Source organism: Cytobacillus sp. Bac17 (assembly GCF_024519925.1).
GTDB lineage: Bacteria > Bacillota > Bacilli > Bacillales > Cytobacillaceae > Cytobacillus > Cytobacillus pseudoceanisediminis.
In genome coordinates this window covers 730,221-745,872 of record NZ_JALJRC010000001.1, presented here as the reverse complement: position 1 = coordinate 745,872, position 15,652 = coordinate 730,221, and the positions used below count along the sequence as shown (strand labels likewise).

The following is a 15,652-nucleotide window of genomic DNA, read 5'->3' as shown; positions in this document are numbered from 1 at the left end:
TCACTCCATTATTTTTGCGGCTCCTCTTTCATAATGGTTTTCGCCATCTGAAGGAAAGCCTCTTCATGATCAGCTTCTTCCTTATTGAATAGGGTAAGCTTCAGTGAAAGATCTTCGTTTTTCACTAGATAGGCTGAAACCTTCTCGCCGTTTCCTTCAGCCTTCATAACATTAGCATCTTTGTAAAAATCATCTGAAGGAGCATCAGCTGTCTGCACATTTTCGCTAACAGCTCCTAATTGTGCTTTTGTGTTTTCTTCGACCATGTTCCAATCTGCATCATTCGGAAGAAGTTCAATACGCATGAATACCTGATCATTTTCTGAAAGGTATAAAACATCCTTATTAGGCTCCTCGGCAGTTAGTTCATAGGCGGGCAGAACGTACATAGAATAATTCTGATTATCACTATGTTTCAGGAAGGCAGTCTCTTCCTTGGCTTCACCCTCAACCGTATAAGTCATGTTCTGTTCAAGGATTCTGATTACGCTCTGTCCTTCATCCACAGTGCCCTCTTCTGCTGGATCCTGTTCTTCAGTTTGCTCTTGTCCATCCTGTCCATCTGAAGCTGTTTCTTCTTCATTTTGCCCAGGATCTGATCCATTGCCGGAATCATTCTGAGACGTGCCGCAGCCTGCCAGGATAACAGCAAATAAACCCAGAATTAACATAAATTTCGCCATGAATTTCATTAATGTTCCATCCTCCCGTTGTTACTTCTAGCGCTTTTGCATAATTAGACGTAAGTGGAATAAAAGGGTTACATATAAATTCCTATTAATTAGTACATTACCATTTATGTAAAACATCGACAAGACTCAACAAAAACTTTAAAAAAAGACAATCCATTAAGGATTGTCTAATCAACATTGAATCTGCACGTGGCCATTTAATAAAAAGGGAGCAGGACAAACATCAATAAATCAAAAATCAGGTGGGAAACGATTACTAGCGGAATGCTTCTTTTCCATGCGTAAAGCCATCCCCAGAAGAGGCCTGCGATTAACGCTGCAAAGGCCAGCATCCAGTATCCTGAATAAAAATGAACTGAAGAATAGAGGAGAGACGATAGGATGATGGATAACTTAACAGTCGTAAGTTTCATCAATCTCTTTTGAACGAACCCTCTCCAAAAGACTTCTTCTCCTGGAACAATGATTAAAATCAGCACAATATAGTGCCAGATAAAGGAAGGCGAAAAACGGCCATATAGTTTTTCAACCTGATTAACAAGGGGAAGATTGAGTATTTCAAATAAACTGTAGCCGGCCCAAAAAAGACCGTACAATAGAAAACCTGAAAGGGCCCCATAGGTAATAAATGTCCCAAATGAGGCCTTGTCTTCCACTTCCTCCATTATGATGGAATAACTGATTAGAAGCAGTAAAGAGGCAGAAAAGATATACCAAAAAATTGATTTATCCTGAAATGTAAAATACATAAGCAGATGAGCGAGTAATATCCCGCCAATAAAGCGGAGATCTGCGGCAACACTCTTCAATTTTTAATCTCCTTTCAATAAGAAAAGCGGAAGCGCCCTGCCCACCCCCAACAAGCTTATGAACTCGAGGGAGCAGGCGCTGCAGCTGGACAGTTCTCAAAGCAAAAAAACTTTCTTATCTATTAAAAATAACCAAACACTATTCTAACAAAAAACAATCCTAAAAAGTAAGGAAAAGATTTCTTTGGAAACGATAAGATAAAATAATGCAGAAATGCTAATCATAAGCCCATGAGAAGGGAGGTATGTATAATGACGAAATCAAAAAGAGAAAAAGAGCGTGCCTGGACGGTAAGAAAGCAGGATCAGCATCCTCATGGCAAAGTGAAATCCTTAAAAGAACTGTCAGGGGAAAAGGAATAATATCATGGCCTCCTATTCAGGGGGCCGCGAATGTGCAGAATTCCAAGGCTGCGCCTGTTTAATTTGCAAACTAAAAAGAGGACGGTGGAGCAAAAAGCATCAAAAGGCTTGAATGGCAAAGATAAAATAAAAAAATAAAAAAAGCAGCAAGAGAGCTGCTTTTTTTAGACTCCGAAAGAATACGCTTTCATTTTTTCTTTTATACTGCTGATTCTCTTACTACCTTGTAATTTTTATGATTGACAACTGTTCTTTGATCTAATTCCAAATCACGGTAGTTATCCATATACGTTAAATCAACAATAACAGAATTCTCATTTACTTTTTCTACAATTCCCTGTAATCCGTCACGAAACTCAATAATATTGCCAACCTCTGCTTTCTTCAAAAAGCATCTCTCCTTTTGTCCATTTCTTTCGCTGGTAATAACAGTTTGCACTATATTATGAAATGCGTAAAGAATTTTGCAATTCCACTGATGCTTAGGTAATTTATTACAGCATTAGGTTGGTAATATTATACCAGATAAAAAAAATTTGTACATTCAAATTATTTAATATTCAGAAAAAATGATTGGTATGCAAATATAATATTAGATACTTCAAAATTGACAGCACTTTATTTATGATAAGGAAAGAATAGAAATAAAAGGAGTTCTGAGTAATGAATCATGAACAAATCCAGGAAGTGCTCGATCAATTAAAAAATGGAATCATTTCTGAATATCATGTGTCAAAAGATGACTTTCTTCCATTTCGGAGTGTCATAGTGAACAGGGAGGATTTTAAACACTTCCGCGGAGTTGCCCAAAGAGGCGGACACGTTATATATCAATATTTAGATTCGCCCCGGAGCTAAAAAAGGAATGACACTGAAATATAAAGCATAGGAAAGACACCTGAGTGTCTCAGGTGTCTTTCATGCAAGCCTTTATGAAAAATTGAATAGAAAGATAAGCAAGCAGGGTATAAAAGCAATATTGCAAGTTTGAAGGGAATGAAAAGGTATGAGCAAATTTAAAGGAAAAACAGTCATCGTTACCGGAGGAGCCAGCGGAATTGGCAAGGGAATTGCCGAGACGTTCGCAGCGAACGGGGCCAATGTAGTCATCGCAGACTTAGATGAGATGAAGGGGAAAAATTTAGAAGAAAGCTTGAACAAAAATGGACTTATAAGCATGTTTATCAGAACAGATGTTAAGAATGAAGCAGAAATCAAGGGACTTATAACAAAGGTTTATGATTCATTTGGAGCAATTGATGTTCTAATAAATAACGCTGGCATCTCAAAGTTTCATTCATTTTTTGAGCTGACTGTGGAATTGTGGGATGAAGTGATCAATACGAACCTTCGAAGTGTCTTCCTGTGCAGCAGGGAAGCTGCCAAATTGATGAAACAAGGATCCTGTATTATTAATCTCTCATCTACGAGAGCTGTAATGTCTGAAAGCAATACAGAAGCATATTCAGCATCAAAAGGAGGAATTATGGCGATCACCCATGCTTTGGCCAGCACGCTCGCTGAAAAAGGGATCAGAGTTAATTGTATAAGTCCCGGCTGGATTGAAACAGGAGATTATGAAAGTCTCAGGAAGATTGATCATAAACAGCATTTTGCCAACAGGGTTGGAAAACCCGGGGACATTGCAAGGACCTGCCTATTTTTAGCCGATCCAGAAAATGATTTTATAACAGGAGAAAACATAACGGTAGATGGAGGCATGACAAGGAAAATGATTTATGAACCATAATAACTGTCTATTTTCTTAATAATACGATATTCAGCACAAAAACTGCACCAATGAAAATAAGGCATAGCAGGATGTTAATCATTATTCTCGCCTCCTGTCTTAAAGACATTGTAAAATAGCCTCGTTAAATCGCGTTGAGTTCTTTGTAAATTTACTGTGAAAAATGATAAATAAGTTATAAACACGAACAGGCTCATATCCTTTAAATGCTTTAGAACAATTAGAGCGAGTGATTCTAGTGGGAATTACTATGATTATGATTTCATCCGTTTAATTTGCGGTGGGAATTTTGCTTGGGTATTGTATGTCAAGTACTCATTCATACCTATTAACGCCTGTCCATGTCCATATAGGTTTACTTGTGGCATTTCTGGCTTTATTATATAGAGCTTCCAATCATCCTTGGTCCTGGTAACGGAGATTAATGCCTTTCTTCCTGGTACTGCTATTGGAGCCGCTATTACTGCTGCCGGAATTTTAATTTTCGTATGGAACAAACTGAAAACTTTATAAGCTGATTAGTCAGGAATTAGCGTATTGGATTTATTATTCATGCGTTTTTCTTTTTGTCAGGCGAACTATCAGATAATTGTAAATAATAATATTTTTTAGTAAAATTATACCAGTCAATCTAAAACGCAGAGAGCAGCATGGAAGTGAACAGGAGGGCAAAAATGAAATATATGGACAAGCTTAAAACAGAAATTGGGAAAGTAATATCAGGGAAAGACCTGGAAATTGAATTGATGGCCATTTCCTTAATATTCAATGGCCATATCTTATTGGAAAGTGTGCCTGGAACTGGAAAAACAATGCTTGCCAAAGCATTTGCCCGCACCATTAATGGGGATTTCTCACGCATTCAATTTACACCGGATGTTTTGCCGAGTGATGTCACGGGCATACGTTTCTTCAATCCGAAAAATCAGGAATTTGAATTTCATCCTGGGCCAATTATCTCGAATGTTGTACTTGCTGATGAAATTAATCGTGCAGCACCAAGAACGCAGTCAAGTCTTCTCGAAGTTATGGAGGAGCGCCAGGTCACCATTGATGGACACACAATTAGACTTGACCCACCTTTTATGGTTATAGCTACACAGAATCCAGCTGAATCTCAGCAGGGGACATTTCCGCTACCTGTTGCTCAGCTTGACCGTTTTTTTATGAAACTTAAAATGGATTATCCTAGCAGGGAAGAGGAAAAGGCGATGCTTCAAATGTATCGAAGCGGTGCCGCTCCTTCGGAAGTCAATGCCATTTTCATCTTAGATCAAATCATTAATTTAAAGAAGGATGCCGGCAAAATTATTCTAAATGAGCCTGTTGAAGCTTATTTGCTGGATATTGTAAGGAAGACACGTGAACATGCGGATATTGTATTGGGGGTAAGTCCCAGAGGAATGCTTGCCTTAATGAAAGCTTCCCAAGGCAAAGCGCTTATGGAGGGAAGAAACTATGTGATACCTAATGATATTAAAGAAATGGTTCCATTTGTGCTTGGTCATAGGATTTTCCTTTCCACTGAAGCTTCTATGACAAAAAGCCCTGAGTCGGTTCTGAAAGAAGTGCTGGAATCTGTGCCAGTTCCTGTAGAGTCAGGTGCTCTCTAGTATGGAGTGGAAAAAGTATCATGCTGAAGACGGGTATTTGTCCCTTTCAAGTGTATTCTCCGTATTTTTATTAATAGCAAGCTTTTATTTAAAATCATGGGAAGTATTTCTGGCATCAATCCTTTTTCTGCTTATAATATCTGCCAATACATATTATATGAAGCACCTGGGGGAAAAGCTGAGTCTGCAAAACACGAAGGTCAGATACAAATTGTTTGCCGGACAAGAAGCAAAATGGATTTTGGAATTTGATAATAAAGGGCTTCCCATTTTAAAGGGAGAATTAAGGATTTTATTTGACGATTGTATTTGTCCGGTGGATCAAAATCTGGAGCCCAGGCTGGGGAATTTTGAGCTTTCTATCCCTTTTTCATTAAATCATAATGAAAGAAAAATAATAACAATCCCCATTTCTGCAAGGAAAAGGGGAGTTTCAAAAATAAGAAAATTGGAGTTATATATTCCTAACTTTATAGGTTTTGGAGAAACCATTCTTGAATATCGTGCTCAACTGCTGCAGGATGCATTGGTCTATCCAAGTCGTCTGCCAGTTAAAAATATCCTGTCACTCTTTACAGACCGCCCAGGCACTTTTCTTTCCGCCTATTCACTTTTTGAGGATCATTTTTCGCCAGCCGGAACAAGGCAGTATGTTTCATCTGATAGTTTTAATCGGATCAATTGGAAGGCAAGTGCGAGGAAACAGAGTTTGCAAACAAAGGTCTTTGAAAAAGCTGCGGAAACAGGCTGGAATATTTCGCTTAATGTTTCAGCTGGACATTCAATATCTGCACAACTGGAAGAACGCATCAGCAGCGCAGCAGAAATTGCCTATATTTGTGTTAAGGAAAATATCCCTTTTTCCATGTGTATAAATATCCGGACTGCTGGCAGCACTCCCTTTTATTTTATATCTGCTGCATCTGGAAAAGATCATCTGCAAAAGGTGCTTGAAATGCTGGCTGTTGTAGATAATCATTCTTCTATTTACCCTTATGAAAAAATGCTTTCCTTTTATGAAAGACATTTGACTAGTCAGCCTTATTTCCTTCATGCAGGAGAATTGAATCCAGCGGCTTCCAGCGCAATAACTAATATCAGCCGAAAAGGAGCATTTTTATTTGAACTGCAACTGCTTAATGAAGAAGCCGAATTGAGGCCGCTTCAAGTGAAAGCGAAGGAAGTGGCAATACAATGAAAAAAATGTTTGAAGTGAGTTTTCTTCTTGGCATTGAAATCATTTTTGGAGCACTAGTGTTATTCCCTTTTTATATGGCTAATGAAGCGGCTGTTCCTCTCACTGAATATTTTGTGCTTGTTTTTCCTGCAGGAATGGCCTTTATAATTCTGCTCATCAGATTTAGAGAAAAAGGGAAGGTTCTTTTTTTTCTTTTAGAGCTTCCTTTATTATATGTAATCGGAAATTTTCTCTCTTTTTCCTGGTTTTTTATAGTACTGATGAGTTTTTTGGTTTTTTGGAGAACTTATGTTCATTTCAATGAACATAATAACCGGCCTGAGGGCTGGTGGATTCTGCTTACGGTTTTCTTCGGAACTTTCCTGGTTATCTTTTCGGCCATAAAGGACGGTGCTTATACTGGAGAAATTGTGGGATTAATGATATTTGAACTGTTTTTTATCATCTCTGGAGGGTTTATAAAACGTATAATTGAATCGGATGCAAATGCGAAAGAAAAGAAAAGGTTTTTAATTTATTTCTTGTCACTGACTGCTTCAATTCTTGCAGTTGGCATGGTAGTTTCCTTCGGTATGGGAACTGTCAAGTTCCTATTCTTTGGTATCCTAAAATTAATTGCTTCTGCAGCTGCCATCATTGCTTCACCGCTGTTTAATTGGGCAGAGAAACAGGATTGGGCAGTGCATATGAAGTTCTTATCTGAGAATGAAAGCCGTGATAACGATGTACTCTTCAAGGAACCTGCTGATTTGGGGGAAAGCGGGCAATACATAGATCCTGCTGCCTTAATATCTATCCTGTTTATTATAGTTATCATTTTTCTGTTCATTTATATTTATAAAAAAACTATAAAGGTAAGATTCGTGAAAAATGGAGCTGTATTTGCCTCTTATAGTCAGCAGATTGAAGATGAAGGAACATTGCTGTCAAGGAGGTTTCAGCATATTGCTCCTGAAAATCAAATCCGTAAAGAGATTTTTCACCTGGAAAGACATGCAGCTAAATTTGACCTGGGAAGAAAAGAGTCCGAAAGCTTGCCTGAATGGTTTGATAGAATAGGGCTCAAGGACCCCGAAAAGATTGTAGATGCCTATGAAATAGTCCGATACAGCAATAACATGTCCACTCAAAGCGTTGAGAAATATAAACATGCAGTGGATCAAATAAAAAAAGAAATAAAAAGGATTCATAAGGAAAATTTGAAAAGGAAACAGGCAAAGAAAAACTCTAAATAAATAATGTGTATAGTCTTTTCTCATATGGGAAAGGGCTTTTTTAAAACCAATACAAGCTATTGCGATTAAAGGGATAAGCTAGAGGGTATACGGAAACTGGAAAAGGAGCTGCATATGACAACAGATTTGCTATTCGCAATAAGAGGAGTAAGGGTTAATAATATTTTGAATGTGGATCATCTTGACATAAGAAAAGAAAAAGTAACTTGTATTACGGGTGAAAGCGGCGCTGGAAAGTCAACTCTCATGAAATTGCTGAACAAAATGATTTCCCCGGATTCTGGTGAAATCTTCTATGAAGGCGCCCCGCTAAAAGATATAGATTCTGTCCAGCACAGAAGAAAGGCAGTCATGCTATCGCAGGTTCCATTAATATTTCCTGGCACAATAAAAGATAACTTGATGATGGGTTATATGCTCAACGGATCTAAACCTGATGGTGATGAAGTACTTAAGCAGGCACTACATAATATGCAAATGACTAAGGAGCTTGATGAAGATGCAGGGACTCTTTCCGGCGGGGAAAAACAGCGGCTGGCATTGGCAAGAATTCTGCTTCTTGCAGCTGATGTCTATCTGCTGGATGAACCGACTGCTGCATTGGACGAAGACACCGAAATGATGGTTTTGGGTCATTTTATCGCGGAAATTAAAAAGAAGCATGCTTCATTAATCATGATTACTCACTCCAGGAAAGTCAATGAGCAATATGCAGATGAAAGGATTGATTTATCCCAGCTGCCGTTCAGGGAGGAGATGGAAAAGAATATCTAAGGGGGATTATGATGGAAAATAGCTCCATTATTGATATTGAATTTTGGCGGCTAATATCAGCTTATTTATTTGTGCTTCTTCTTATCATTATCTTTAAAGTGAGAGGAATCGCCCGTGAGAAAAAGCTGACTATTGCAGCTTTCAGAATGACACTTCAGCTCGTAATTGCAGGCTATGTATTAACTTGCTTGTTTGAATTTTCCAATCCGCTGTTGACATTAGGTGTTATCTTGATTATGGAAGGTTTTGCTATTTATACAATATATAAACAGGCTGGAACCAGGCTTTCAGTAAACCTTAAGAAAACCATTGCGATATCCATGATAGCCGGTACATCCTTTTGTCTTGTGTTTTTTAATTTTGTAGTTATTCATTTTGAGCCGTGGTATGATCCACGCTACTTTATTCCAATAGCAGGGATGATAATTGGCAACTCCATGACAGGCATTACTTTAAGTGTAAAGGAGCTTCTAAATTCCTTTACAACTCAAAAAGATATGATTGAGGGTGCACTAATGCTTGGCGCTGATCCAAAAGCTGCAGTTAAGCCATATGTTAATCATGCTTTTGATTCTGCTGTTCTGCCGACTATCAATAATATGCTGGGAATGGGCATCATATTTTTGCCTGGGATGATGACAGGGCAGATTCTATCAGGAGTCAGCCCATTGCTTGCGATTGAATATCAGATTGTTATTCTGCTGGGGATATTGGGAAGCGTAGGTTTATCGGTAATCTTATTCATCCTTCTGGCTCATAGGAATTTTTTCAATCTGGATGCCCAATTTTTTCCGGAAGGAAAGAACTAGATTGCTTAATAGCCTAAGCTCACAGCATTTCACTCTTCTGGCCCGCATATAATGAAAAAATCAATCAAAAAGGCGGGATAAAATAATGAAAGTTGAATCCGAAAAAGCATTAAGAGTGAAAAGTTTATCTCAAGATATTTTAGAGCATCTGATGGAAGACAGCACTTCTTATAATCATGAAGACTTGAAACATGTCATAGAAATGCTTTCGCGATCCGTATCGGATCTTGCCACATTGTATACGGACCGGGAATGCGATCATGAAACGGCTCTAAAGGGAACCATTTCAAAAATGCGAATCAGCTATAATGTACTTCAATACAAAGAAACTTCAAAACTGGTTAGAAAACAAGATAAGTATCATCCACAGCCATAAATCAAAAGGAATATTGGATCTGAAACATTAAGTAGAAATCATTGGCAAATGAAAGCGTTTTACTCAAAAAAGTGTGAACAAACGTGAAAAATTAAGGGTTTTTCATTGTCTAAATGAATGTGAAATGCTATTCTTTTGTCTGAGATGTAAGTTGTCCGATGACTTAATTGCAGCCAGGTAATATTTCCTGATTTTATGGAAGTTTTCAAAGTGCAGAGAAGCTTCGAGACGAAGTGATTTTATTAATTTTTCTCAGCCTTTTTGAACAACTATATACATGAATAATAGGGCGTTGGAAAAAATAAAACAGCATATAGGACGAAATATCCGGCATCATTACTGTTTCATCCTGCTGCTGATTTGCAGAATAAGTTCCAGTTCCCGTCTTTAAGTTCGTGAGGCAACGCCTTGCACATCTTAATACAATCATTAATAAGAAGGAGATTGATCCCATATGGTTCAAAAACAATTTAAAGTAACTGCAGAAACAGGAATTCACGCTCGTCCAGCTACAATGCTTGTACAAGCTGCCAGCAAATTTGACTCAGAAATTCACCTTGAGTACAAGGAAAAGAAGGTAAACCTAAAATCAATCATGGGTGTTATGTCTTTAGGTGTTGGACAAGGTGCAGATATAACTATTATTGCTGAAGGCAGTGATGAACAGGATGCCCTTAACAGCCTTGAAGAAACACTGAAAAAAGAAGGTTTGGCTGAATAATGAGCTTTTTAAATGGAATTGCGGCGTCAAGCGGTATCGCAATAGCGAAAGCATACCGTTTGGTTGAGCCGGATCTCTCTTTTGATAGAAAGACAGTAGAAAATGCTGAACAAGAAGTGGAACGCTTTCAGTCGGCATTAGCTGAATCTAAAGGTGAATTGGAAGTCATCCGCGATAATGCCCATAAAGAACTTGGGGCTGATAAAGCTGCTATTTTCGATGCTCATCTTCTTGTATTAAGTGATCCGGAATTAATTTCTCCAATTGAAGATAAAATCAAAACAGATAAAGTAAATGCTGAATCTGCTTTAAAAGAGACAGCAGATATGTTCATTACAATGTTCGAACAAATGGACAATGAATACATGAAAGAGCGTGCAGCGGATATCCGTGACGTAACAAAACGCGTACTTTCTCATTTGCTTGGAGTGCAAATTGCGAATCCCAGCATGATTGCAGAAGAAGTAATCATTATTGCTGAAGACCTGACCCCTTCCGATCCTGCTCAGCTGAACCGCCAGTTCGTAAAAGGGTTTACAACTGACATTGGAGGCAGGACATCTCACTCTGCCATTATGGCCCGTTCCATGGAAATTCCAGCAGTAGTGGGGACAAAGGAATCCACAAAGCAAATTAAAAATGGTGACCTGGTTATCGTGGATGGATTAAAAGGTCTGGTACATATTAATCCGACCCCAGAGGCCATCGCCGAATACAAAGAAGAACACCGCAAATTCGAGGATCAAAAAGCTGAGTGGGCAAAGCTAGTAAACGAAAAATCAGTTACTGCTGATGGCCATCATGTTGAATTGGCTGCCAATATCGGCACTCCAAAAGATCTGAAGGGCGTAGTTGAAAATGGCGGAGAAGGAATTGGCCTTTACCGCACGGAATTTTTATATATGGGAAGAGACCAGCTTCCAACTGAAGAGGAGCAGTTTGAATCCTACAAAGCTGTCCTGGAAGGAATGGGCGGAAAACCGGTTGTAGTCCGTACGCTTGATATTGGCGGGGATAAAGAGCTTCCTTATCTAAATCTTCCTAAGGAAATGAACCCATTCCTGGGCTTCAGGGCGATTCGCCTATGTCTGGAAGAACAGGATATGTTCAGGACACAATTAAGGGCTTTGTTAAGAGCAAGCACTTATGGAAACCTGAAAATCATGTTCCCTATGATTGCAACTCTCGATGAATTCCGTCAGGGCAAAGCAATCCTTGAAGAAGAAAAACAAAAGCTTATAAGCGAAGGCTCACAGGTTGCTGACAACATTGAAATTGGTATTATGGTTGAAATTCCTTCAACTGCTGTTATGGCTGAGCAATTTGCTAAAGAAGTTGATTTCTTCAGCGTAGGCACAAACGATTTAATTCAGTACACAATGGCTGCAGACCGAATGAATGAGCGTGTTTCTTATCTTTACCAGCCGTATAATCCTGCAATCTTGCGTTTAGTTAAAATGGTTATTGACGCAGCACACAAGGAAGGAAAGTGGGCAGGCATGTGCGGTGAAATGGCTGGGGATGAAACTGCAATTCCATTGCTGCTGGGATTAGGACTTGATGAGTTCTCCATGAGCGCTACGTCGATCCTTAAAGCTCGTTCTCAAATCAGTCACCTAAACAAAAAAGACATGGAAGCACTGGCTGAAAAAGCGCTTCATATGAATACAGCAGAAGAAGTAGTCCAAGCTGTAAAAGAAGCAGCGAAACTGTAATTAAATTGAAATAATTAAAGAGTTTTAAATATAATTTCCCGGGTAAATAAGAAGTAAGCACTTAGGTCAGTCTTAAGTAAGCTGATCATTCTCATTTTCCCCCCTTTTTAAGCCGGCCAATAATGGCCGGTTTATTTTTTATCCTTCTCCAGTCGAAACTGCCATTCAGCCTAAAGGATGACGGCAATCACATCTTATGATTGTTATCCGGAATCTGAAACTCTCCTATAATAAAGCTACAACATAAAAAGGAGAGATGGAAAATGGTTACCATGATAATCAGCTTTCTCTTTCATGACCGATATAGATGTATTAAAGATAAGCAGAAAAACGACTTATATGAGAAGCAGAGCTCATTTTTAAGCCGTGTCCTCCACTAAAGAAGCCCGGAAGGGTTTCTTTTGTATTTTGTGAGCTTAAATTAAGGTAACGTTTTAGTTTTATAATTGGGGTTTATCTTAAGGCGAGAATGGAAAAGGTGATGAAAAAGGAGGAATTCTTATGAATAAAAAGCTCATTTGCCTAATCCTTACCGCCATATTAGCCCTGTCTTTGTCAGGCTGCATGCAGGGTCCCCAGGACTCAATCGTTAATAGTCATGCTGAAGCCTTGCTGACTAAAAACAATGAGCTGCAGTTCCGGTTTAAAATTAATGATAAAATCCTTTCAGAAGAAGAATTATACAAAGTAAAAGTTTCCATACATAATGAAAAACTGGCAGCTGCCCTGGGTACGGATGAGTTTGTATATGGGGAGGACACGATAATCGACGGGGAATATATAGAAGTCAATAATGAAAAGGGAAACTTTATTTTTATGAATCCCATTCCTCTTACACAGGACCTGCATGTTTTCGAAATAGAAGAAATGATCGTGAATGAAGATGCGGTATCTGTAGAAATCTTAAATGAGGAGGTAGTAATCGCTAGAGCATTCTTAAATAATTTTTCATCACAGCTTTAAATAGAATCAAATGTGATGACAGGAGTTTTGTTTTTATCTAAATTGGGTAATATTTATTACGCGCATAAAATTGGGGATGGACCAGGTATTTGCCTGGTCTTTTGTCTTTATTGGGACATCTAATATTTTTAATATGAGAAAAGGAATGGTAGAATTAATATAAAAAATTCATATTTAAAGGGAGCGGGTACGTTGATTTCACCTGAAAATACAGTTATCGGTTTTGTGGGAACAGGGGTTATGGGCAAGAGCATGGCGGGACATCTGCTGAAAGCAGGTTATCCATTAGTTGTTTATACAAGAACCAAAGAAAAAGCTTCTGAACTAATAAAACATGGGGCAGAGTGGGCTGAGACGCCGTTGGAAGTTGCAAAGAAGGCAAATGTCATAATTACGATTGTTGGTTATCCGGCAGATGTAGAGGAAGTGTATCTTGGGGAAAATGGCATTATCACAAATGGCAGAGAAAATACATATGTAATTGACATGACCACCTCGACACCTACATTGGCCAAAAAGATATACGAAGAAGCAGGCAAAAAAGGAATGCATGCAATAGATGCCCCTGTTTCAGGGGGAGATATCGGCGCCAGGGATGCAAAGCTTTCAATAATGGCCGGAGGAGACAGGGACGCATTTCTGGCTGTGGAGCCGATTTTCAACCTTCTCGGAACAAATATCGTTTATCAAGGAAAAGCAGGAGCCGGACAACATACGAAAATGTGTAATCAAATTGCGATTGCATCAAATATGATCGGGGTGTGTGAAGCGGTAGTTTATGCTGAAAAAGCAGGTTTAGATCCAAGGACGGTGCTTCAAAGCATATCATCTGGTGCAGCAGGCAGCTGGTCACTATCAAACCTTGCACCTAGAATAATTGATGGCAACTTTGAACCCGGCTTTTATATAAAACATTTTATTAAGGACATGAATATCGCCTTAGATGAAGCAGAAGCAATGGACATGATGACTCCAGGGCTTGCTCTTGCAAAAAAAATGTATGCCGAGCTTTCTGAAAAAGGGGAAGAAAACAGCGGTACACAGGCGTTATATAAATATTGGGATAAGTAATTTGCGCCCGTTAATGAATAAAGCCCCTTTTTTCACTTCAAACTAATAATGAAAGTGAAAAGGGGGTTAGACAGGTGGCTAAAAAAAATAAGAAAAACGATCCTCAGCAAAAGAACAAAAAAGGCTTCGATTCCGCTGTCATTGATTCTGAATTCTCCCACGAATTTGGAAGTGCTGACACAAATAAAATTCATAAGGATAAAGCAAAAAAGGAAAAAGCATCAAAAAACAACGGGCACTATCAGGGGCAGTAAGGGTGATAAAGGCAGGCAGGAAGCCTGCCTTTTTGCTTTGATTGAAATTAGAAGCAATGAATATACAAACAGCGCCATTCCTACTAAAAAGGAAAATGGCGCTATTGACTGAGTGATTCGCTACAATATACCCTCCAGATACTTTTCAATCCGGTCAAGCCCTTCTTTTAATGTATCCATGGAATATGCAAAGGAAATCCGGAAATAACCTTCTCCATATGAGGAGAATGCACTGCCTGGAACTACTGCAACTCCTGCTTGTTTAACGAGAGAAAGGGTAAATTCAAAGGAGTTCATTGATACATCTGGTATTTTTATGAAAAAATAAAATGCACCATCCGGTTTGACTACATCCAGGTTCATTTGTATTAATCGTTCATATACATAATCACGGCGTTTGGCATATTCATTCCTCATTGGCAGGGCGTCGTTGATTCCTGTTGTCAGCGCATCAAGAGCTGCCATTTGGGAGACAGAAGCTGCACATGTCACATTATACTGATGCACCTTCAAGATATGTTTAGCCAGGTTTTCCGGTGCGAATAAAAGACCAATGCGCCAGCCTGTCATTGAATGGGATTTTGAAAGTCCATTAATTACTATAGTTTGCTCCCGCAAAAGGGAGGCGATTGAGTGGTGTGTTTGATCATAGATCAGTTCGCTGTAAATTTCATCAGCAAGGATAAAGATATCTTTGCCTTTAACAAGAGCAGCAATTTCCTCAAGCTCCTCCAAACTCAGACTGACACCTGTCGGGTTCGAAGGATATGGAAGAACAATACACCTTGTTTTATCACTCATATGTTTTGCAATTAAATCCGCAGTAAATCTAAACTTGTTTCTGGAAATATCAGTATGTACCGGAACTGAACCGCAAAGCTTTATGATTGGCTCATAACCGGGATAAACAGGACCAGGCAGAATTACTTCCGATCCTTCATCCAGAATTGTACGGAATGCAATATCGATAGCTTCACTTGCCCCCGATGTCACAATGACTTCTAGTTCAGGGTTATATGTAAGGTTATATTTTGTTTTTACAAAAGAAGCTGCAGCTTCCCGCAATCGAATATCGCCCGCATTGTGTGTATAGGAGGTAAAGTTCTCGTCGATTGCCTGTTTAGCTGCTTCTTTAACATGTAATGGCGTCGGGAAATCAGGCTGTCCAATTGTAAGAGAAATCATGTCCCTGGTGCCGGCAACCATATTGAAAAACTTTCTGATTCCGGAAATTTCAATGTCCTTCACTCTTTGGTTAATTAAATGTTCCAATGTGTTCACCTCGCATAATCATAATGTATATTCTATC

At 38.9% G+C, this 15,652-nt stretch carries 18 protein-coding genes; 14 read left to right on the top strand and 4 right to left on the bottom strand.

The features are described 5' to 3' along the window. Positions 1-8: 8 nt before the first annotated feature. Together NR125_RS03725 and NR125_RS03720 are read right to left on the bottom strand one after the other, a co-directional pair. Positions 9-683: a hypothetical protein gene (locus NR125_RS03725; protein WP_251263798.1), complete on the bottom strand. Its 675-nt coding sequence runs from the start codon at positions 681-683 to the stop codon at positions 9-11. Between the two features lie 206 nt (positions 684-889). Then, positions 890-1,501, bottom strand: coding sequence for a CPBP family intramembrane glutamic endopeptidase (locus tag NR125_RS03720; protein ID WP_009331030.1), 612 nt, complete (start codon positions 1,499-1,501; stop codon positions 890-892). A gap of 252 nt (positions 1,502-1,753) precedes the next feature. Between NR125_RS03720 and NR125_RS03715 the strand changes: the two genes are divergently transcribed. Next, on the top strand, positions 1,754-1,864 hold the full coding sequence (locus NR125_RS03715) for a DUF6254 family protein (protein WP_019381647.1): 111 nt from the start codon (positions 1,754-1,756) through the stop codon (positions 1,862-1,864). A gap of 199 nt (positions 1,865-2,063) precedes the next feature. On the opposite strand, the gene NR125_RS03710 is transcribed toward NR125_RS03715, so the two are convergent. Beyond that, complete coding sequence (locus NR125_RS03710) at positions 2,064-2,252, bottom strand: YkvS family protein (protein WP_009331029.1); 189 nt, start codon at positions 2,250-2,252, stop codon at positions 2,064-2,066. Positions 2,253-2,527: 275 nt separating this feature from the next. On the opposite strand from NR125_RS03710, the gene NR125_RS03705 reads away from it, so the two are divergent. From NR125_RS03705 to NR125_RS03645, 13 genes are all read left to right on the top strand, one after another. Then, on the top strand, positions 2,528-2,722 hold the full coding sequence (locus NR125_RS03705) for a hypothetical protein (protein ID WP_009331028.1): 195 nt from the start codon (positions 2,528-2,530) through the stop codon (positions 2,720-2,722). A gap of 148 nt (positions 2,723-2,870) precedes the next feature. Continuing rightward, positions 2,871-3,614 (top strand): SDR family oxidoreductase, encoded by a 744-nt coding sequence (locus NR125_RS03700; protein ID WP_009331027.1) that lies wholly within the window; start codon positions 2,871-2,873, stop codon positions 3,612-3,614. A 674-nt stretch (positions 3,615-4,288) separates the two neighbouring features. Beyond that, positions 4,289-5,227 (top strand): AAA family ATPase, encoded by a 939-nt coding sequence (locus NR125_RS03695; RefSeq protein WP_009331026.1) that lies wholly within the window; start codon positions 4,289-4,291, stop codon positions 5,225-5,227. A gap of 1 nt (position 5,228) precedes the next feature. Continuing rightward, the gene (locus NR125_RS03690) at positions 5,229-6,425 is read left to right on the top strand and encodes a DUF58 domain-containing protein (RefSeq protein WP_009331025.1); all 1,197 of its coding nucleotides are present in this window, start codon (positions 5,229-5,231) and stop codon (positions 6,423-6,425) included. Continuing rightward, positions 6,422-7,660, top strand: coding sequence for a hypothetical protein (locus NR125_RS03685; RefSeq protein WP_009331024.1), 1,239 nt, complete (start codon positions 6,422-6,424; stop codon positions 7,658-7,660). The genes NR125_RS03690 and NR125_RS03685 overlap by 4 nt, the downstream gene beginning before the upstream one ends. Before the next feature lie 114 nt (positions 7,661-7,774). Then, positions 7,775-8,434 carry an ABC transporter ATP-binding protein gene (locus tag NR125_RS03680; RefSeq protein ID WP_009331023.1) on the top strand — a complete coding sequence of 220 codons (660 nt, stop codon included), beginning with the start codon at positions 7,775-7,777 and terminating at the stop codon, positions 8,432-8,434. Between the two features lie 11 nt (positions 8,435-8,445). Then, positions 8,446-9,243 (top strand): ABC transporter permease, encoded by a 798-nt coding sequence (locus NR125_RS03675; protein WP_009331022.1) that lies wholly within the window; start codon positions 8,446-8,448, stop codon positions 9,241-9,243. Positions 9,244-9,328: 85 nt separating this feature from the next. Then, on the top strand, positions 9,329-9,619 hold the full coding sequence (locus tag NR125_RS03670) for a hypothetical protein (RefSeq protein ID WP_009331021.1): 291 nt from the start codon (positions 9,329-9,331) through the stop codon (positions 9,617-9,619). Between the two features lie 454 nt (positions 9,620-10,073). Beyond that, positions 10,074-10,340 (top strand): phosphocarrier protein HPr, encoded by a 267-nt coding sequence (locus tag NR125_RS03665; protein ID WP_035328512.1) that lies wholly within the window; start codon positions 10,074-10,076, stop codon positions 10,338-10,340. Continuing rightward, complete coding sequence (gene ptsP, locus NR125_RS03660) at positions 10,340-12,055, top strand: phosphoenolpyruvate--protein phosphotransferase (RefSeq protein WP_256814722.1); 1,716 nt, start codon at positions 10,340-10,342, stop codon at positions 12,053-12,055. Before NR125_RS03665 ends, ptsP begins: the two co-directional genes overlap by 1 nt. Positions 12,056-12,556: 501 nt before the next feature. After that, positions 12,557-13,018: a hypothetical protein gene (locus NR125_RS03655; RefSeq protein ID WP_009331018.1), complete on the top strand. Its 462-nt coding sequence runs from the start codon at positions 12,557-12,559 to the stop codon at positions 13,016-13,018. 192 nt (positions 13,019-13,210) lie between these two features. Beyond that, positions 13,211-14,089: an NAD(P)-dependent oxidoreductase gene (locus NR125_RS03650; protein ID WP_009331017.1), complete on the top strand. Its 879-nt coding sequence runs from the start codon at positions 13,211-13,213 to the stop codon at positions 14,087-14,089. A gap of 74 nt (positions 14,090-14,163) precedes the next feature. Further along, entirely contained in the window at positions 14,164-14,343 is a 180-nt protein-coding gene (locus NR125_RS03645) for a hypothetical protein (RefSeq protein WP_009331016.1), read from the top strand. Positions 14,344-14,463: 120 nt separating this feature from the next. On the opposite strand, the gene NR125_RS03640 is transcribed toward NR125_RS03645, so the two are convergent. Further along, positions 14,464-15,615: an aminotransferase A gene (locus tag NR125_RS03640; protein ID WP_256814721.1), complete on the bottom strand. Its 1,152-nt coding sequence runs from the start codon at positions 15,613-15,615 to the stop codon at positions 14,464-14,466. Positions 15,616-15,652 lie beyond the last annotated feature (37 nt).